The 18,700-nt window shown below is 46.1% G+C and carries 15 protein-coding genes; 7 read left to right on the top strand and 8 right to left on the bottom strand.

Features of this window, described 5'->3' with window-relative positions:
* The first annotated feature begins 163 nt into the window (after positions 1-163).
* A complete protein-coding gene (locus tag FTU19_RS04070) occupies positions 164-877 on the top strand; it encodes a 16S rRNA (uracil(1498)-N(3))-methyltransferase (RefSeq protein ID WP_180052518.1) in 714 nt (237 codons plus the stop codon).
* Here the strand turns inward: FTU19_RS04070 and FTU19_RS04065 are convergent.
* Together FTU19_RS04065 and FTU19_RS04060 are read right to left on the bottom strand one after the other, a co-directional pair.
* Positions 851-1,831 carry a mechanosensitive ion channel family protein gene (locus tag FTU19_RS04065; protein ID WP_159123798.1) on the bottom strand — a complete coding sequence of 327 codons (981 nt, stop codon included), beginning with the start codon at positions 1,829-1,831 and terminating at the stop codon, positions 851-853. The two genes, FTU19_RS04070 and FTU19_RS04065, sit on opposite strands and share 27 nt — an antisense overlap.
* A 107-nt stretch (positions 1,832-1,938) precedes the next feature.
* Positions 1,939-2,514, bottom strand: a complete 576-nt coding sequence (locus FTU19_RS04060) for a DUF805 domain-containing protein (protein ID WP_034170236.1) — start codon at positions 2,512-2,514, stop codon at positions 1,939-1,941.
* A gap of 261 nt (positions 2,515-2,775) precedes the next feature.
* On the opposite strand from FTU19_RS04060, the gene acs reads away from it, so the two are divergent.
* Together acs and FTU19_RS04050 are read left to right on the top strand one after the other, a co-directional pair.
* The gene (gene acs / locus FTU19_RS04055) at positions 2,776-4,722 is read left to right on the top strand and encodes an acetate--CoA ligase (RefSeq protein WP_180052519.1); all 1,947 of its coding nucleotides are present in this window, start codon (positions 2,776-2,778) and stop codon (positions 4,720-4,722) included.
* A gap of 130 nt (positions 4,723-4,852) precedes the next feature.
* Positions 4,853-6,034, top strand: a complete 1,182-nt coding sequence (locus FTU19_RS04050; RefSeq protein WP_180052520.1) for an acyl-CoA dehydrogenase family protein — start codon at positions 4,853-4,855, stop codon at positions 6,032-6,034.
* A gap of 56 nt (positions 6,035-6,090) precedes the next feature.
* Here the strand turns inward: FTU19_RS04050 and FTU19_RS04045 are convergent, their stop codons facing one another.
* The 4 genes from FTU19_RS04045 to msuE all read right to left on the bottom strand — a co-directional run bounded on the left by FTU19_RS04045 (position 6,091) and on the right by msuE (position 10,272).
* Positions 6,091-7,500: a deoxyribodipyrimidine photo-lyase gene (locus FTU19_RS04045; RefSeq protein ID WP_180052521.1), complete on the bottom strand. Its 1,410-nt coding sequence runs from the start codon at positions 7,498-7,500 to the stop codon at positions 6,091-6,093.
* Between the two features lie 126 nt (positions 7,501-7,626).
* Positions 7,627-8,241, bottom strand: a complete 615-nt coding sequence (locus FTU19_RS04040; RefSeq protein WP_125279183.1) for a riboflavin synthase subunit alpha — start codon at positions 8,239-8,241, stop codon at positions 7,627-7,629.
* Positions 8,242-8,393: 152 nt separating this feature from the next.
* Positions 8,394-9,509: a dimethylsulfone monooxygenase SfnG gene (sfnG, locus tag FTU19_RS04035; protein ID WP_180052522.1), complete on the bottom strand. Its 1,116-nt coding sequence runs from the start codon at positions 9,507-9,509 to the stop codon at positions 8,394-8,396.
* 28 nt (positions 9,510-9,537) lie between these two features.
* On the bottom strand, positions 9,538-10,272 hold the full coding sequence (msuE, locus tag FTU19_RS04030) for an FMN reductase (protein WP_166139499.1): 735 nt from the start codon (positions 10,270-10,272) through the stop codon (positions 9,538-9,540).
* 373 nt (positions 10,273-10,645) lie between these two features.
* Here msuE and FTU19_RS04025 point away from each other — a divergent pair, with 373 nt between their 5' ends.
* Positions 10,646-11,296 carry a response regulator transcription factor gene (locus FTU19_RS04025; protein WP_004781530.1) on the top strand — a complete coding sequence of 217 codons (651 nt, stop codon included), beginning with the start codon at positions 10,646-10,648 and terminating at the stop codon, positions 11,294-11,296.
* Positions 11,297-11,363: 67 nt separating this feature from the next.
* Here the strand turns inward: FTU19_RS04025 and FTU19_RS04020 are convergent, their stop codons facing one another.
* Together FTU19_RS04020 and FTU19_RS04015 are read right to left on the bottom strand one after the other, a co-directional pair.
* Complete coding sequence (locus tag FTU19_RS04020) at positions 11,364-12,131, bottom strand: hypothetical protein (RefSeq protein WP_179991934.1); 768 nt, start codon at positions 12,129-12,131, stop codon at positions 11,364-11,366.
* Positions 12,132-12,549: 418 nt separating this feature from the next.
* On the bottom strand, positions 12,550-16,041 hold the full coding sequence (locus tag FTU19_RS04015; protein ID WP_180052524.1) for a PAS domain-containing hybrid sensor histidine kinase/response regulator: 3,492 nt from the start codon (positions 16,039-16,041) through the stop codon (positions 12,550-12,552).
* A gap of 182 nt (positions 16,042-16,223) precedes the next feature.
* Here FTU19_RS04015 and FTU19_RS04010 point away from each other — a divergent pair, with 182 nt between their 5' ends.
* The 3 genes from FTU19_RS04010 to FTU19_RS04000 all read left to right on the top strand — a co-directional run.
* A complete protein-coding gene (locus tag FTU19_RS04010; RefSeq protein WP_004781535.1) occupies positions 16,224-16,556 on the top strand; it encodes a DUF485 domain-containing protein in 333 nt (110 codons plus the stop codon).
* A gap of 1 nt (position 16,557) precedes the next feature.
* Positions 16,558-18,273: a cation acetate symporter gene (locus FTU19_RS04005; protein WP_180011055.1), complete on the top strand. Its 1,716-nt coding sequence runs from the start codon at positions 16,558-16,560 to the stop codon at positions 18,271-18,273.
* A 105-nt stretch (positions 18,274-18,378) separates the two neighbouring features.
* Positions 18,379-18,700 (top strand): transposase domain-containing protein (locus FTU19_RS04000; protein WP_180052525.1); only part of this gene is annotated, 322 nt, incomplete at its 3' end.

Here is an 18,700-nt window from a genome sequence, read left to right as displayed (position 1 = left end):
TCGGCAAAAGTAACAAAACCATTTGTCATCCACAAAACTCGTCATATACCATCTTTTTGCAAAGATATCGCAGAACCTATATCAGGCAAAAAGAGTCCTGCCTCGGACAGTTGTGGATGACGTTTCCGCGTATCCAGTGATGGATTTGTTGAGTTAATTTTTTATGAATATCGTCCTGCTTAATCCCCACCAAACCGAATCTGAACTGTGGTCAATTACGTCAAAGCGGCAGCTGGAACATTTACAACAGCACCTGGAGGTTCAGGTGGGCGATACGTTGAAAGTCGGGATTCGGGAAGGGAAACGGTATTTAACTGAAGTTGTCGAAATTTCTGAAAAAGCGATTTTATTGAAACCCATTCAAGAAGAATCAGTTCCTGCAAAGCTGCCTGTTACTCTAATTGTAGCTTTACCACGTCCTAAAGTTTTGCGTCGTCTGATCATGGATGCTGTGACCATGGGGGTAGAAAAGATCATTTTACTGCATAGCTACCGGGTGGATAAAAGCTATTGGCAGACCCCATTTTTGCAGCAACTGAATCATTATATCGATCTCGGGCTAGAACAGGCAGGAGATACGGTTGCTCCGAAAATTGAGCTGTATAAACGCTTTAAACCTTTTGTCGAAGATATCTTGCCGGGACTCATTACAGCAGACCGTCCAGCCTTTATTGCACATCCTTATGCCGAACAGCCGATGCCATATGCACTTCAGCATCCTTGCACGATTGTCATTGGCCCCGAAGGTGGCTTTATTCCGTATGAAGTTGATTTGCTCATAAAAAACGGCTGCCAGGCAGTGAGCCTTGGCAACCGTATTCTCCGTACTGAAACGGCGATTTCATATGTTTTAGGTCGACTGTTTAGCGCGAGCTGAGGCATCTTCATGGCCATCGCCACGATAGACTTTCACTTCCTGCACCGGATATGGAATCGAAATATTATGTTCAGCAAAGGCTTGTATCACCCGTTCCTGAACTGCACTGATTGAGGTGCCTATGCCTGTTTCAGTGGTATTGACCCACCATAAGGCTTTGAGAGTAATCGAGAAGTCTGCCAGTGCAATCACATTGACGCTAAATGCAGGTTGACTCAGGATGGTCGGATCTTTATCCAGAATTGCAGTAATAATATCCTTGGCTTTCTGGATATCATCTTCATAACCGATCCCGACCGAAAATTCACAGCGGCGACGGGTATAAGCAGTATTCACCGTGACTGCACTGGTATAGACCGTAGCATTTGGAATTACGATACGACGACCATCTGGCGAGCGTAAAAAAGTTGCACGAATCTGGATATCTTCCACGGTACCCTCCAGACCATTCACGATAATGTCATCGCCAATCTTGAAAGGTTCACCCAGCAAAATCAGTACACCTGAGAGCAGATTCTGGAAAATATCCTTAAATGCGAAACCGATCGCCACCGAACCAATCCCAAGCGCACTCATCAGCTGACCTGGGGTGAAACCTGGAATCGCAATCACCAGCCCGATTAATACGCCAAAGAAAACAATCACGGTACTACCGACACGGTTCAGCACCAGTACCAGATTCTGTCGGGTATAAGTACGGTTTTCTAAAGTCTTACGGACAAAAAACTTAAACAGTTTTGACAGTAACCAGAAAATGACAATGACTGTCAGTGCGATGCAGAAATAAGGCACACGCTCCCAGAAACCCTCCATGATCTTGTCAATGGTGCTATAGGCATCATTGTACTTGGAGGTATGTTCGATCACGGTTTGGGCAGTTTTTTCAGTCGCCTGATGCAGGAGCTCAGTCGTCCCTTCAGTTACCTGGCTTAAAGTATTCTCTTGCTCAGCCACAAAAACTCCACAATTTAAATTTCGCTTATTTTGCCTCAACTACAGCAAAAAATTAACAACAGCGAAATTTATACACAATATATTTATGCAAAACAGACACAACTGTCTTAAAAGAACTCAGTCGTTTTTTGTTTCACTTCACTTGGGATTCTTGAAGGTTCACCTTCACTCATATAAGAGAATAACGCAGTCGTCGCCAACAGGCTGAGTACGGTAAAAATGATTACCAGCCAGGCCACAATTTTTTCCCAGACGGGGCTTGTACGTATCGGGCCATACTGATTGCTGCCTCTTGTTCCTGGAAAAAGCAGGATATAAATCCAGACAAACAGATTGATCAAAGGCACGAAGAATAGCAGCATCCACCAGCCACTGCGGTCCAGATCGTGTAAGCGTCGTACCGTAATCACAATACCGAAATACAGATAGACCAGCATGATCGCTAAGGCAAACAGGCTGGACAGGCCGTGCAGGGAGATTTGCCAGTTTGAATCTACTGATAGGCTGGCAATGTTCACAATATCAATACTTAAACCTAGCGCAATACTGCTGCATAAGAAAATAAACTGTAAAAATGCAGACCAGGCAATAAAACTCAAACGTCCAAATCGGCCCCTGATCGATAAGGGATGATCTGCTGCAGGAAAAGGAGGAGGGAAATAGGAAGGTTCAGTTGAATTCATGGGCAAGATCCTAAGCCTGTATAAAATACAGCGAGAGTGGGCGACTCATTTTATTTGACGATAGCAATATCTAGCTGACTTTGGCCATAGCTGAGCATTATCCGAAGTTATTCTGATTGAATTTGAATAAATAATCTACGACGAAAGCATGATTGTCGGATTTGAAATATGCAGTACATACTGCCATTATGCATAAAAAACAATCAACAAAATGCCATCAAGCTCTTGTGATGAGATAGAACAAGATCAAGGAAGCGAACAATGAAAGAAATCTATCCAGTACCAGCAGAATTTAAGAAAACCGCACGTACCACTGATACAGAGTATTTTGAGCGTTATCAGCAATCCATTGAACAACCGGATCAGTTCTGGGCTGAACAGGCACAGCGCCTGGACTGGATCAAACCTTTTACCCAGGTTAAAAGTACCAGTTTTGATAAAGACAATTTTAAAATTGAATGGTTTGCAGATGGCCAGCTCAATGTCAGTGCCAACTGTCTGGATCGCCATCTTAAGGAACATCCTTATAAACCGGCGATTATCTGGGAAGGGGATCATCCATCCCGTCACAAGATTATTTCTTTTCATGAGCTTTATGATGAAACCTGCCGTTTCGCCAATGTCCTGAAAAAGAACGGAATTAAAAAGGGCGACCGGGTGGTGCTGTATATGCCAATGGTCTCGGAAGCCGCAATTGCCATGCTGGCCTGTGCCCGAATTGGTGCAGTGCATTGTGTGGTGTTTGGTGGTTTCTCACCTGATTCTCTGGCCAGCCGGATTGAAGACAGTCAGGCCAAAATGGTGATTACCGCAGATTCGGGCATGCGTGGGGGCAAAGCCATTCCACTGAAAGCCAATGTGGATGAAGCCCTGAAAATTGCCGGTACCGAATCGATTGAACATGTCATCGTTGTACATCGCACCGGCAATCCGGTAGAAATGCAACAGGGACGTGATCTCTGGTATCACATGGAAATCATGACCGTCAATGAGATCTGTCCCCCTGAACCGATGAATGCGGAAGATCCGCTGTTTATCCTGTATACCTCGGGTTCAACCGGAAAACCTAAGGGCGTACTGCATACCACAGGCGGCTATCTGACTTATGTGAACTGTACTTTCCGAGAAGTTTTTGACATCAAACAGGATGATGTGTTCTGGTGTACTGCCGATGTCGGCTGGATTACCGGGCATTCCTATGTACTGTATGGTCCGCTCTCTAATGGTACGACTACGGTCATGTTCGAGGGAGTGCCGCAATATCCGAGCTGGGCACGTACCGGACATATCGTCGACAAGCACAATGTGACCATTCTCTATACTGCACCGACAGCCATTCGTGCCATGATGCGTGAGGGGGATGCCTATGTACGGGAAAGTGATCGTAGCAGCCTGAGAATTTTAGGTTCGGTCGGTGAGCCGATTAACCCGGAAGCCTGGAACTGGTATTACTCGGTAGTCGGTGAAAGCCGCTGTCCGGTGATTGATACCTGGTGGCAAACCGAAACTGGTGGCTTCATGATTACGCCTTTACCAGGTGCGACCGACCTGAAACCGGGTTCTGCAACCCGGCCATTCTTTGGTGTGCAACCCGCCATTGTCGATGCAGAAGGCAAGGAAATTGAAGGGGTGGCAGAAGGGAATCTAGTAATTAAGGATTCCTGGCCAGGTCAGATGCGCACCATCTGGGGTGACCCAGACCGCTTTATTGACGCCTATTTCTCGACCTATCCGGGTACCTATTTTACTGGTGACGGCGCACGTCGTGATGAAGATGGCTATTACTGGATTACCGGTCGTGTCGATGACGTACTCAATGTTTCAGGCCATCGTCTGGGTACGGCAGAAATTGAAAGTGCATTGGTTGCACATGAGGCAGTTGCCGAAGCTGCCGTAGTGGGTATGCCGCATGACATCAAAGGTCAGGGGATTTGTGCCTTTGTCACCTTGCAGGCAGGGACTGAAAGTACTGAACAGCTGCGCGGTGAACTGGTAGCTTGGGTACGTAAAATTTTAGGGCCAGTGGCAACGCCAGATGCCTTGCACTGGGCACCCGCTTTACCTAAAACCCGTTCAGGAAAAATTATGCGCCGGATTTTAAGAAAGATTGCTGCCAATGAACTGGACAGTCTGGGCGATACCTCGACTCTGGCTGAGCCACAAGTCGTGGATCAGTTAATTGCTGAAGTGCAGCGTAATCAGGCATAAGTTTAGGACGTTCAAATACCGGCATTATTTGCCGGTATTTTTGTCTCAGGAATAAGCTCTGCATGCTTTCGAATATAGTGCCAAGCTGCAATCTGCTAAGCTAAAACTATGCTGAACTTAGGTCAAAAGAATGAATGTACGACAACAATATCTAGATCAATCTCCCCTGCAAATTGCCCAGCAACTGACAGAAACTTTTGCCCAAACAGCCGCAGCTCGTGACAAGCAGGGCGGTAATCCTAAAGCCGAGCGTGATCTGATTCGTCAGAGCGGTTTACTGGGCCTGTCTATTCCAAAACAGTACGGCGGTCAGGAAGCAGACTGGCAGACAATTTTTAAAACCATTCAAATTATTGCCCGAGTTGATAGTTCATTAGCACATGTTTATGGGTTTCATCATTTGCTGATTGCAACGGTTCAATTATTTTCCCAACCAGAACAATATGGCCCATGGTTTGAACAGACCGCTCGGGAAAACCTGTTCTGGGGCAATACCTTAAATCCACTGGACCGTCGTACTACCGCAACAAAAGTTGCTGAAAAAGAATATATTTTTGATGGAAATAAAAGTTTCTGTTCTGGCTCCATTGATTCCGATATTTTACTGTGCTCAGGCTATAACGACGCTGGAAAATTACTGATCGGGGTAATTCCAACAGCACGTAAGGGCGTAAGTTTTCTCGGTGACTGGAATAATATGGGTCAACGCCAGACCGATAGCGGCACCAGCCATTTTGAGCAGGTCAAAATTCATGAAGATGAATTACTGTTAAATCCGGGTCCACTCAGTACACCATATTCAAGCTTACGTCCTTTGATTGCCCAGCTGATCTTTGTACACATGTTCCTCGGGGTAGCAGAAGGTGCGTTTGAAGTGGCCAAACAAACCGTACAGACTCAAAAAGCCTGGTCAAAATCATTGGTAGAAGATGCAGTGAATGACCCCTTTACCCAGAAGCATTTTGCCGAGTTCTACGTGCAACTGGAAAGTGTACGTCTGCTAGCTGATAAAGCGATTCAAACCTTACAGGCTGCTTGGGATCTGGGAAGTGATCTCACTGCTGAGCAGCGTGGTGAAGTTTCAGTGGCGATTGCCACAGCCAAAATCGCGGCCACCAACACATCTCTTTATATCACCCAGAATATTTTTCAGGTGATGGGCGCGCGTGCGACCACGGCCAAACTGAATCTGGACCGTTTCTGGCGTAATGTTCGCACCCAGACCTTACATGATCCGGTAGATTATAAATATCAGGAAGTTGGGGAATGGGTATTGACCGGGAAAGTGCCTGATCCAAGTTTTTATTCTTAATATGAAAAGCCTCCAATATTGGAGGCTTTTCATATTAGATGAAGTGATAGTTTCTTCTAAATCTGCTTAAAGGCTTCTATGGCTCGTACACGAGAGGCTTTTAAATCGACAATCGGTTTTGGATAATCCAGTTCCAGATCAGGATTTTTGGCATAAGGTTCATGAATGGATTTGGCATCCAGATGCGCCAGTTCAGGCACCCACTCGCGGATATAGTCTCCATTGGGATCAAACTTCAGGGACTGGCTGACCGGATTAAAAATCCGGAAGTAGGGCACAGCATCCATGCCGGTTGATGCGCACCATTGCCAGCCGCCATTATTCGCAGCCAGATCGCCGTCAATCAGGTGCTGCATAAACCAGCTTTCACCCAGTCGCCAGTCGATCAGCAAGTTCTTACACAGGAACATCGCAGTAATCATCCTGACCCGGTTATGCATCCAGCCAGTTGCCAGCATTTGCCGCATGCCAGCATCGACAATTGGAATTCCGGTCTGGCCTTGCTGCCAGGCAGCTAGATCTTCGGGGGCATTGCGCCACTGGATCTTATTGGTATTTTGCTTAAATGGTTGGTGTTTGGAGACACGTGGAAAATCAAACAGGGTCTGTAGATAGAATTCCCGCCACAAGAGTTCATCTAACCAGGTCTGCTGACCCACATCCTCAATCTGGAAATAGCCATCCTGAAAAAGAGCTTGCATACATTGGCGAACTGAAATAACACCGATATTCAGATAAGGGGAGAGGCGGCTGGTACCATCAACTGCTGGCAGATCACGGTCGGTTTTATAATGAGCCATTTTGTCCTCGATAAAATCATCGAGCAGATCCAAGGCAGTTCGATCCTCCGCAGGCCAAAGTTGGGCAGCATGCTCTACCACATAATCCGCTGAGAATTTTTCAAGATCAACATTGGGGAGCTTAGTTGATAATTGGATTGGATCTTGAGTTTCAATCTCAGGATAGCAGGTGGGTACATCCAGAATTAGCCGTTCATAGCACTTTTTCTTAAAGGCACTATAGACCTGATAGGGTTGATTGGACTGGTTCCGGATACTGCTGAGGGGAAACAGGGTGCGGTCATGATAGAGCTCGATCCTGATTTGCTGCTGTTCTAGTAATTGCTGCACCTGAGCATCACGTTCCAGTTCATTGACGCCAACTTCGATATTGGCATGCAAGCTTTCAATTTTCAGGGTTTGACACAGATTCAATATTTCTGGCGCTAAATTTTCCCACAAAGGAATATTCAATATGATCAGCGGGATATTCAGTTGCTGTAGCTGCTGTTTTAAATATTTGAGCCGACGCAGATAAAAATCAGTTTTGATCCGGGCATCCTGATGCAGTTGCCATTGTTCGGGAGAGAGGACTGCTAGCGCAATGCAAGGTCCTTGCTGAGTAGCATGCCAGAGTGCGGCATGGTCATGTATACGGAGGTCTTGGCGGAACCAGATCAACTGCATGGGAATAACGTTCTGAATCGGAATCAGATTATTTTATTCATTCCACCTGAAAATTCTGTATAGAAACGTAGATATGGGCAGAATGATCAGTTAAAAAACCGCCTATGGTATAAGCGGCTCTTTCATTTAACGCTGGTGAATATTTTCTAAGGTATCCACCAAGGTACGCGTGGTCTGGTCAATTTCATAATTGACTTCATCACCTACTTTGGCATTTTTCCAGGTGGTCAGACGCAAAGTTTCGGGAATCAGATCAATCGAAATTTCACTATTGGCGCGATCGACGCGATTGATGGTCAGGCTGCAGCCGTTCAGACCAATAAACCCTTTCAGGAAAAAGTATTTGATATTGCCATCCGGGATCTGAATATCGATATGGTAGGTTTCACCCCGATGTTCCAGATTTTTAATGATTGCTGTGCCTTCGATGTGCCCATACAGATTATGCCCGCCATTTTCTGCACCGACTTTGGCAGAGCGTTCGACATTCACTTCATCACCCACTTGAAGAGATTTTAAGGTGGTGAGGGCAAGGGTTACATCGGAGATATCGAAGTGAATCTGGTTTAGCTTCTGATCAATAGTCGTTACGGTGAGGCAGACGCCGTTGATCGCAACACTGGCGCCAATAAAGACATCCTGAAAAAACTGATTTTCGTTGCTCACGATAATGGTAATGAAGCCATTGCCCTGGCGAATATCCACGACTTTTTCCAAGCCTTGTACGATACCGGTATACATAATTTAAATTTCTATCTCATCGAGTTTGGCTTCATTCTAGTCAAGAATGAAGCAGGCGGCTATCTCTATGCCGAGAACACTGTGTTGCACAAAAAAAATCCCTCAAGCCGAGCCTTGAGGGAATGAATCGTTATGCTGAGCATTATTATAGTTTAAACGAGCTCAGCTTCTTGTTCTTCTTGTTGCTGTTCAGCTTGCTGCGTTTCGAGTTCACGCACGAGTGGCAAGACTTTTTCACCGAAGTATTCCACTTCTTCAATAAAGTGCAGGAAGCCTGAAAGAACCAGATCAACACCGACTTTTTTCAGTTCGATGATACGTTCCGCAATCTGCTGAGGTGTACCGATCAGGTTGGTACGGAAGCCATCGTTATATTGCACCAGATCTTCAAACGTAGATTTGGCCCAGTTACCTTCACCTTCTTTACTGGCTGCGCCCGCTTCACGCGTTGCCTCACCGAAAGATTTTACCGCCTGAACATTGGCCTTGGCCACGATTTCTCGCAGTACTGCTTGCGCTTCCTCTTCAGTATCACGTGCAATCACAAATGCATTTACGCCAATTTTCACAGAGTGGTTGTTCGCTTTGGCTTTTTCACGAATATCATCGATCTGTTTTTTCAGCTCTTTAGGTGTATTGCCATTGGTGAAGTACCAGTCAGACACGCGAGATGCCATATCGCGTGCTGCTCGGGAACTTCCCCCCTGGAAGATTTCAATATACGGTTTTTGTACCGGTTTTGGACTCAAGGTATAGTCTTGGAACTGGTAGTATTTACCATCAAAACTAAAATTGTTTTGGGTCCAGACCCCTTTCAGGCTGCGAATAAATTCTTCTGAACGTGCATAACGTTCGTCATGTTCCGGCCATTCTTCACCAATTGCATCAAACTCGCCACGGAACCAGCCACTTACGACATTAATCGCAATCCGGCCATTGGTGAGATGGTCAATGGTGGCCAGCTGCTTCGCTGCCAGCGCAGGCTTCCATGGGCCCGGCAAGATCGCGGCAATCACTTTTAAACGTTCAGTTTTTGCCAGGATGCCATGACTGAAACTCACTGATTCATGCTGGTTTTCAGCGTTATAGCCCGCAGTAAAACGGATCTGGGTCAGGGCATAATCAAAACCTGCTTTCTCAGCAGTTTGCGCCAGACGGACATTATAGTCATAGCTCCAGTCAGTACGCTGTTCAATGTCGCTGACCACCAGACCGCCACTGACATTTGGAACCCAGTAAGCAAATACAATATTTTTATCTTGAGACATTATTCTTACCCTCTGAATGAAGCGGCTATTAAGCCACTTGAGTCTTTGGCACTTTCTTGCTGTGCAAACGGGATTCTGCGGCATCCAGGCTTGGCACTGCAGCTGAAGGTAAAACTTCTTCCTGTTCGATTTGCTTGTTGATGCCTAGGCTCTGGTTGGCTTGCTGAGATTTTTCTTTAATGACCTCAGCACGCTGCCCCTTTGCTGGCGCCCATTCAAGGATCGGTAGGGCACGAGCCACTGCCAGGGTAATACGGGCACGGAGTAATTCGCTGTGAATGGTGTATTCAGGCGTAAAGTCACGATCTGTGGCATATACCCCGATTGGTAAGGTTTGTGCCTGGAAGAAGCTGAATAATGGGCGTAATTGGTGCTCAAGAACCAGCGCATGACGGTCACTACCACCAGAAGCTGCTAAAAGAACCGGTACATCTACCAGCGCCGTTTGTTCTACGAAGTCAAAGAAATGCTTGAACAGGCCCGTAAATGAAGCGCGGTAAACAGGCGTACCAACAATCAGGGCATCTGCTGCTTCAACGGCTGCTAGATCATCCTGCACGCGTTGCGGTAACTGGTTACGGTAAATTGCACCACCTAAAAGCTGGCCGATTTCGCTAAATTTAATGAAATGTACATTGATTGGCGTCGCTTCACCCAGTTCATCCAGAATGGCTTGAACCAATGCTTCGGTTTTAGAGGGGTGATTCAGGCCGCCAGAAACAGCCACGATATTTAAAGGTTTTTGCTCGGAAAAATGGGACATGTGAAGTACCTAAAAATGGTTAAGCTCGGAATGACCCTATTAATCCCGATTGCCGCAGTAGGTGTAAAATAACGAAATGCTGAAAAGTTATCTGATTTTTCTATATAAGCGGAAAATGTGCTTCTGAAACGGATAGAGCTGGATAAATGGCTGATAACTATATTTATATTGAATAAAGATAAGCTATGCAGAATAGGAATAAATCATATATAAAAAAGTGATGAGAATTAAAGAATTATTGAAATAAGCCAAAATTTAAAAAAATTAAAGAAAAACTCCACATTATTTAAAAAATTGGCGATCTTGCATATCCATAAACTGGCTTGTGTGGTTAGAATAGGAGCTACTGTGCACAAGATCTCTCTCACGTCCTATGAATATTTTAATCGTTGATGATCATCCACTGTTTCGTCATGCTCTGATCCAAGCTGTTCGTTATAGTCTGCCACAAGCGCAGATTCATGAAACTGCAGCAGTCAATGAATTTTATGAACGTCTAGAAAATGGTCCTGAGCCTGATCTTGTCCTTCTGGATTTAAACCTGCCAGGTGCATCGGGCTTTTCTGCTCTGGTCCACGTTCGCGCCCAATATCCTTCGATTCCAATTATTGTCGTTTCTGCTCACGAAGAAGCCAGCATTATCCAGCGTGCGATTGCACATGGTGCAATGGGCTATATTCCAAAATCTGCACATCCAAGCCATATTGGTGAAGCGATTCGTGAAGTCCTCGAAGGTGAAATCTGGTTACCACCCAATCTGCCAGCCAACATGAACTTCGATCCGCGTGCTGCAGACGAAACTGCATTGGCAGAACGGATTCAGTCACTGACACCGCAACAATTCCGTGTCTTGATGATGGTAGCCGAAGGCTTACTGAATAAACAGATTGCCTATGAACTGGATGTTTCAGAAGCTACGATTAAAGCGCACGTAACAGCGATCTTCCGTAAGCTGGGTGTACAAAACCGTACCCAGGCGGTGCTTGCCATCAATGCCTTGAATATTGAAGAAAAGAAAATGTAAGTGATGCTGCTTACAAAATAAAAAAGACCTCAGATGAGGTCTTTTTTATTGCGAGAATGTTGCCAGATTAAGCAATATAATCCTGTTTTTGGGTAACATCGGTACAGAACATGGGATTCAGTGCGGATTGCAGTTCATCAATCTGTTCTTGGGTGACATAGCCTTTAGAGATGAGGTATTCTGCTACGCGATCATCCCGTAGACTCAGGAAAGTCGCATCATACACACCTAAGTCTACAAACAGGGCAGCAGTTTCCAGACTGTTAAAACGGTCCAGATAAACTTCATCTTCATACATCAGGAATACATGCTCGTCTGTGCTATTCGGATCGACCTGTAGGTGCTCTGCCAGTTCATGCGGGCAGGTTTTGATAAAGAGCAAGTCAGAGAGTTCATCAAACTGGGTGGTATCCAGGCAATCTTCTTCATTTTTCACTTTGCCGAGCCACGCTTTAAAGACCAGTACGGCACCACCACGCAGCAGCATACTCCAGATCTGATGACGGGTTTTTGCTGGTAAATCTTCGGCTTCCGCTTCCAGAGATTCAATCAACTTGTTTTCCTGTTCAGCCAGACGTTCAAATAAACCTAAACCTTGCGGTTTATAGGCATAGGGTTCAAAGACATCAAAATGCAGTTCATCGAAAACTTGCAGGGCTAAAGGAACTGCATGCTGATACAGGGTTTCAAGTGCCTGAATCTGGGTATCGTCGAGTTTGCTGTATTTAAACATTTGCGTCCAGTCGATGCTGGGTAATAAGGCATTAGCACCATATTGGCGATGGAATTGCTGAGTCTGTGCGGGAAGCTGAGCAATTGATTCATCGAGTTTCATTTTTATAACTCCTATCTAGCAGTGCAAATAGACCAGCTGCCAAAAGGATTTAGGCATTGTCAGATGGAAACTGATCGTTTCTTATATTGTCTATTTTTAGAGCTAAGCCTGTTGTATTAAAAATACGACCAAAGTTCTATCTGCCATAAAATAGGATTAAAAATTAATTTAAAACAACAACTTAAATAATTGTAACTAGGTGTACACATGTATATTAATAGAATTGGTGGCTTTTGCCATAGAGAATGCTGAAATGATAATTTTGAGCAATTTATCAGCAGGAATTATGTGAAATTTGGTGCTTTTAGCACATTGGCCTGATTTTTTTGCCAGTCAGGTAAAGAAAGGTATTTATTCAGTATAAAAAATGCCCATTTTTAAATCATTAAAATGGGCATTGAGATGGAAATAAAAAGTTCTAGTTACCGGAGATTTTCAGACCGGATAACCAGGAACGGAGTGAAGCAGGCTTTAACGGTTTTTTCAGCAGGACAATATTTAAATCCTTCAGGCGCTGTGGCAGTTCCGGATCAGAATCTGCGGTAATCAATGCCACCGGAATATCACTACTACGATGTTCCAGAATAAAGTCCAGACCGATTTTATCCTGATTTAAATGCTGATCGACCAGCCAGACCTGAATATTTTCCTGCTGGATCATTTCGGCTGCCTGTTCTGGTTCAGTGGCTTTAAAGACCTGATAGCCCCATTTGGTCAATAAGGTCGACATGCCTTCCAGAATGGTTTCATCATTGTCCAAACATAGAATCTTAAAGGCCTTGGACTTCAATGGCACAGCCTGAACAGGGGCGGCAATGACTTTCGGCGCTGCGGTCAACGGTACTTCAATCATGAAGCAGGAACCTTTGCCCAGCTCGGAAGAAACATGAACTGGATAATCCAGTAGTCCGGTCATACGCTGCACGATGGCGAGACCAAGCCCCAGACCCTGTTCACCCCAAGGCGAAGTATGGCCACATCGCTCGAATTCCTGGAACAGCTTGATCCGCTGTTCTTCAGCAATACCGGGACCGGTATCCCAAACCCCGATCCGGATATGATTTGGCCGGTTGCTAGAACGCAGTACACCGACCACGACCTTACCTTTGGCGGTATAACGTAGGGCATTGCTGACAAAGTTCTGGATAATCCGGCGAATCCATTGTGGATCGGTGTCAATCCAGAACTGGGCATCATGCACTCGCAGTTTGATGCCACGTTGTGCCGCAATGGATTTGAATTGCAGTTCCAGATCACTTAATAAATCATGCAGTGGATAAGCCTGGCGTTTCGGCTGAATCGTACCGCCCTCCAGTCGGGCAATATCCAGCAGAGCTGAGAGCATGCTTTCTGCCCCATGCAGGGCACGATCCAGTTGCTGCAGGGTCTTGCGATCTTCTTCGCTTTGTACACTTTGCTCCAGCGCCGTACTGAACAGACGTGCAGCATGCATGGGCTGTAACAGGTCATGACTGGCGGCAGCAATAAAGCGGCTCTTGGACATATTGGCTTTGTCGGCTTGTTCACGCGCCAGTTGCTGTTCAGACAGGGCATCAGCGAGCTGCTGGGTACGATCCTGAACCCGGGCTTCCAGTAATGCTTCATTTTCACGGAAGGCAGTAATATCGGCAAAGGTCGTCACGAAACCACCGCCTTCAATTGGGTTACCCCGCATCTGAATCACGCGGCCATCTTTACGGATCCGTTCAAATTCATGCGCACTGCCGACCTGCATCCAGTGAATCCGTTTACGCACATGTTCTTCGACCGAGCCCGGACCACATTCACCGCGTTCAGCGTTATAACGGATTAGGTCAGCGATTGGACAGCCGACATAAACAATATCTTTTGGATAGTCGAACAGTTTCAGGTATTGGTTGTTCCAGGCGACCAGACACATATTTTCATCAACCACACTCACCCCTTGGGTCATATGGTCGATCATGGTCATGATCAGGTTCTGGTTAAAACGCTGCCATTGTGAGGCCTGATCCAGAATATTCGCCACCTGACCGAGGGCCAGGCCATTATTCACCATCGCGGTAGTCAGCAGGGTACGTGCCGAGGCTGCACCAATGGTACCGGCCAGATACTGCTCAGTAAAACGCCACCACATGCCATTGGCACTGCTATTTTCATTCAGTTCCACACTATTTTGAGCACAGAACTGCTGGAAGGCCTGCATGGTTGGACCTTCACCGGTAATGCGCTTGGCCAGCGTAATCAGGTCACCAACTTTTAAACGGGCCACATCCTGATGCGAGTAGCTGACATCAGTAGATGGACTTTGAGAAGGAAGCGGCTTGGTTTCATAGTAGAAGAAACTTTCCGCCTGAATCTGTTCAGCCACACTTGGACGGAACATCCGGGAAACCCAGATATATAGGAATGTGTTCAGACCTAGTGCCCAGACCACACCATGCGTTAAAGGATCAAAAGATTCGAAACCGATCAGGGCTTCAGGACGTAACCAGTTCCAGCCCAAAGGACCCTGTTCCAGAAAACTCTGGCTGAACTGCTGATAGGCTTCTGGCAGGCTGCGCAAAATCGTTGGTAATAGCAGGGTATACGACCATAAAGCGAAACCGGTCAGCAGGCCAGCATATACACCTTGCTTACTCCCACCACGCCAATACAGACCACCAATCAGGGCAGGGGCGAATTGTGCCACGGCACTAAAGGCCAGCAGACCAAAGACTGAGAGCTGGTCAATATCATTAAAAAAGTTGAAGAACAGAAAGCCCATCAACATCACGGCCAGAATACAGATCCGGCGGGTAAATTTCAGTACCAGTGGTAAACGCTTGTCATGCCGTGAAATCAGGTTTAAGCGCCAGAGCGCTGGCATGATCAGGTCATTACTCAGCATGATCGACAGGGCGACTGAAGACACCAGTAACATACCAGTCGAAGCCGAGAAACCGCCTAAGAAGGCCAATAAGGTCAGCCAGTCCTGATTATAGCTAAGCGGTAAAGACAGTACCGCGACATCTGGAATCGCTAAATATTGGGGAGCCGCATGCAGTGCCCAGCTGGCAATCGGGATAATTGCCAGTGTGGTCAGAATCAGATAAATGGCAAACCAGCGACGTGCACCACGGATATGTTTTTCATCCCGTAATTCAACCACTGCTACGTGGAATTGACGTGGCAAGCAGATAATCGCCAGTGCAGCCAACAGGGTCTGTACCCAGAAACTTTCCGGTACGCCAAACAGCTGTACATCATGGAAGGTTGACTGAATATCGCTACTGATCTGAGGCAGATTTTCTGGTGCTTCAAAAATAAAGAAACAGGCTACGGCCAGCAAGGCAAATAACTTAACAAAAGACTCAAAGGCGACAGCCAGCATCAGACCGCCATGCTGTTCGGTGTTGGCAATCTGCCGGGTACCGAAAATCATCGCCAGAATCGCCAGGACGCCAGTCAGGAACAGTACGCTATTGGTGGTACTGGCAATCCCGGCTGAAGGTTCCAGAATGACCGCCGCACTCAAGGCAATTGCACGTAACTGCAAAGCCAGATAGGGAATGATGGCAATCACCGCCAGAATGGTGACCAGCGAAGCCAGAGGCCCACTCTTACCATAACGTGCAGCGACGAAGTCGGCGATAGAGGAAATCGCATGATGCTGGCGTACCCGTCCCAGACGGCGCCAGATATCGTAACCAATCGCGACAAAGAGCAGGGGACCAAGATAGATCGGCAGGAAAATAATTCCTTCACGAACCGCAGCACCGGTCGCGCCATAAAATGTCCAGGAAGAACAGTAGACGCCTAAAGTTAAACTAAACAATAGCATGCGGCCACGGGTACTCAGCCGGCTGGCATGTTTTTCCCCATAGAAAGCGCAAGTAAAGAGTAAAGTGATATAGAGGGCGAGCACCCCTATGATGAGCCAACTGTTCATATAGCCTGATGTGTACTGTGCATGACGCTATGATACCGCATCATGCACTCAGCAGTTTAAATTGATCATTTTTTAACGACCAAAGTCTAAATTACAAGTCATTCTAAATGTTGTTATTTTGCAACAGTGATAATTCGAATTAAAAAATAGTAAGCCCATGGTGGGGCTACAGGAGTGTAACTATGGATGAGGCCCAAGTAGAAAGAATTCTACAGAATCCCAAATTCAAAGAAATGGTACGTAGAAAAAGTACGCTGAGCTGGACCTTAACCGGCATCATGCTATTTGTCTATGTCGGTTTCATGTTGCTTGTTGGCTACAACAAAGAATTTCTATTGTCTTCAATTTCTGGCGGTGTAACGACCTGGGGTGTACCTCTAGGTATCGGTATCATTATTTTGTCTTTTATATTGTGCTGGGTGTATTCCTACATTGCCAATAACAAACTTGATCAGCTGAACAGAGAAGCAATTCAGGAAGTGGAAGCGATTACAAAAGAAAAGGGGCAACACTAAGATGAAAGGGATTTCATATCAAGCGCTTGCTGCTGCAGCGCTGACCTTGCTCAGCTCGGCAATGGCATTTGCTGGACCAGATCTGGGTGCTGCGGAGCAGCAAGCGACCAACTGGCACGCGATTATCATGTTTGTGATTTTCGTTGGAGCAACCTTATTTATTACCAAATGGGCTGCCAAACAAACCACAAATACTAATGATTTCTATACTGCCGGCGGCGGGATTTCTGGCTTCCAGAACGGTCTGGCCATTGCTGGTGACTTCATGTCTGCAGCATCTTTCCTCGGTATTTCCGCGATGGTATTCCTGTCCGGTTTTGACGGATTGCTGTACTCACTAGGCTTTATGGTGGGTTGGCCAATCGTTTTATTCCTGGTGGCAGAACGTTTGCGTAACCTGGGTAAATTTAACCTGTCTGATGTAGTGTCGTTCCGTCTGGAAGAAAAACCAGTGCGTACTCTAGCTGCATTAAGTTCACTGGTTGTGGTTGCGTTTTACCTGATCGCACAGATGGTAGGTGCAGGTCAGTTGATCAAGTTACTCTTCGGTCTGAACTACAATATTGCTGTGGTGATTGTTGGCCTGTTGATGATGGCTTACGTAATCTTCGGTGGCATGCTAGCGACCACTTGGGTACAGATCATTAAAGCAGTAATGCTGTTGTCTGGTGCGACATTTATGGCTTTCATGGTAATGAAGGGCGTAGGTTTCAGCTTTACCAATATGTTTGAACAATCGATTCAGGTTTACTCTAAAGTACATGACTTGAGCCTTGCAGATGCAACCAAGATTATGGGTCCGGGTAATCTCGCTTCGAATCCGGTCGATGCGATTTCTCTTGGTCTGGCGCTGATGTTTGGTACAGCAGGTCTGCCACATATCCTGATGCGTTTCTTTACAGTAAAAGATGCCAAAGAAGCACGTAAATCAGTGGTGGTTGCAACAGGCTTTATCGGTTACTTCTACCTGTTAACCTTCATTATCGGTTTCGGTGCGATTCTATACGTAGCGAACAACCCGCAGTTCCTGGACATTGCAAAAATGGCAATCACAGGCAAGCTAGAGCTGGTGGGCGGTAACAACATGGCCGCGGTTCACCTGGCAGATGCTGTGGGTGGTGACCTGTTCATGGGCTTCATTTCTGCAGTGGCATTCGCAACCATTCTTGCGGTAGTTGCAGGTTTGACCTTGTCAGGTGCTTCAGCAATTTCACATGACTTGTATGCAAACGTATTCAAGAAAGGCCGTACTACACCTGAATCTGAACTGCGCATGTCTAAAATTGCAACTCTTGGTCTTGCTATCTTTGCGATGATCTTGGGAATTCTGTTCGAGAAGCAAAACGTTGCCTTCATGGTAGGTCTGGCATTCTCGGTAGCAGCATGTGCCAACTTCCCGGTACTAGTACTGTCTATGTTCTGGAAAGGCCTGACCACACGTGGTGCTGTCATTGGTGGCGTGGTTGGTCTGGTGACTGCGGTAGTGCTGATTGTACTGTCTAAAGCCGTTTGGGTAGATACTTTCGCGATTTCAGATACACCAGTCGTTCCATTTAATGGTCCTGCATTATTTGCAATGCCATTGTCTTTCTTCTGCTGCTGGTTCTTCTCCATCACAGACCGCTCAGTGAAAGCACAGGCAGAACGCAAAGCTTTCGATGCACAGTTTGTTCGCTCACAAACAGGTATTGGAATCTCAGGTGCATCTGATCATTAAGATCTGATGTCCTAAAAAAGCCTCCTGATGGGTAATGCCAGTCAGTTAAGCAGACATTAGAAAAATGTAGTAAAAATGAGTGTATGCCAATACGCTCATTTTTTTATGACTTTATCTGAAAATTTAGATTGTACTCTTCAACATTCTCTACCTTCACTTAGCCATTTCAGTGAATTCATTGATTTAAATTGGATTGAAGAGAGCCTGCGTCAAACAGGTAAGGCTTCTATCAGGAGAAGAAAATTACCTGCCGAACATGTGGTATGGCTGGTGATTGGGCTTGCCCTGTTTCGAGATCAACCGATCGGGTATGTGGTAGAGCAACTAAAACTTGTGTTTGGTACCACAGAATATTGCGTTCCCAGTGCAGCAGTACAAGCACGACAACGCTTAGGGCGAGAGCCCTTGAATGCCTTGTTTTCTCTAC

Source organism: Acinetobacter sp. YH12072, from assembly GCF_013419565.1.
In the GTDB taxonomy this organism is placed as follows: Bacteria; Pseudomonadota; Gammaproteobacteria; order Pseudomonadales; family Moraxellaceae; genus Acinetobacter.
The sequence above is the reverse complement of the archived record's forward strand: the minus strand, read 5'-3'. Positions and strand labels throughout refer to the sequence as shown.

Excerpts from the sequence above, each read along its gene's own strand:
- FTU19_RS04070 (WP_180052518.1), top strand. The coding sequence starts at position 164 with ATGAATATCGTCCTGCTTAATCCCCACCAAACCGAATCTGAACTGTGG.
- FTU19_RS04060 (WP_034170236.1), bottom strand. The coding sequence starts at position 2,514 with ATGAATTCAACTGAACCTTCCTATTTCCCTCCTCCTTTTCCTGCAGCA.
- acs (WP_180052519.1), top strand. The coding sequence starts at position 2,776 with ATGAAAGAAATCTATCCAGTACCAGCAGAATTTAAGAAAACCGCACGT.
- FTU19_RS04050 (WP_180052520.1), top strand. The coding sequence starts at position 4,853 with ATGAATGTACGACAACAATATCTAGATCAATCTCCCCTGCAAATTGCC.
- FTU19_RS04045 (WP_180052521.1), bottom strand. The coding sequence starts at position 7,500 with ATGCAGTTGATCTGGTTCCGCCAAGACCTCCGTATACATGACCATGCC.
- FTU19_RS04040 (WP_125279183.1), bottom strand. The coding sequence starts at position 8,241 with ATGTATACCGGTATCGTACAAGGCTTGGAAAAAGTCGTGGATATTCGC.
- sfnG (WP_180052522.1), bottom strand. The coding sequence starts at position 9,509 with ATGTCTCAAGATAAAAATATTGTATTTGCTTACTGGGTTCCAAATGTC.
- msuE (WP_166139499.1), bottom strand. The coding sequence starts at position 10,272 with ATGTCCCATTTTTCCGAGCAAAAACCTTTAAATATCGTGGCTGTTTCT.
- FTU19_RS04025 (WP_004781530.1), top strand. The coding sequence starts at position 10,646 with ATGAATATTTTAATCGTTGATGATCATCCACTGTTTCGTCATGCTCTG.
- FTU19_RS04020 (WP_179991934.1), bottom strand. The coding sequence starts at position 12,131 with ATGAAACTCGATGAATCAATTGCTCAGCTTCCCGCACAGACTCAGCAA.
- FTU19_RS04015 (WP_180052524.1), bottom strand. The coding sequence starts at position 16,041 with ATGAACAGTTGGCTCATCATAGGGGTGCTCGCCCTCTATATCACTTTA.
- FTU19_RS04010 (WP_004781535.1), top strand. The coding sequence starts at position 16,224 with ATGGATGAGGCCCAAGTAGAAAGAATTCTACAGAATCCCAAATTCAAA.
- FTU19_RS04005 (WP_180011055.1), top strand. The coding sequence starts at position 16,558 with ATGAAAGGGATTTCATATCAAGCGCTTGCTGCTGCAGCGCTGACCTTG.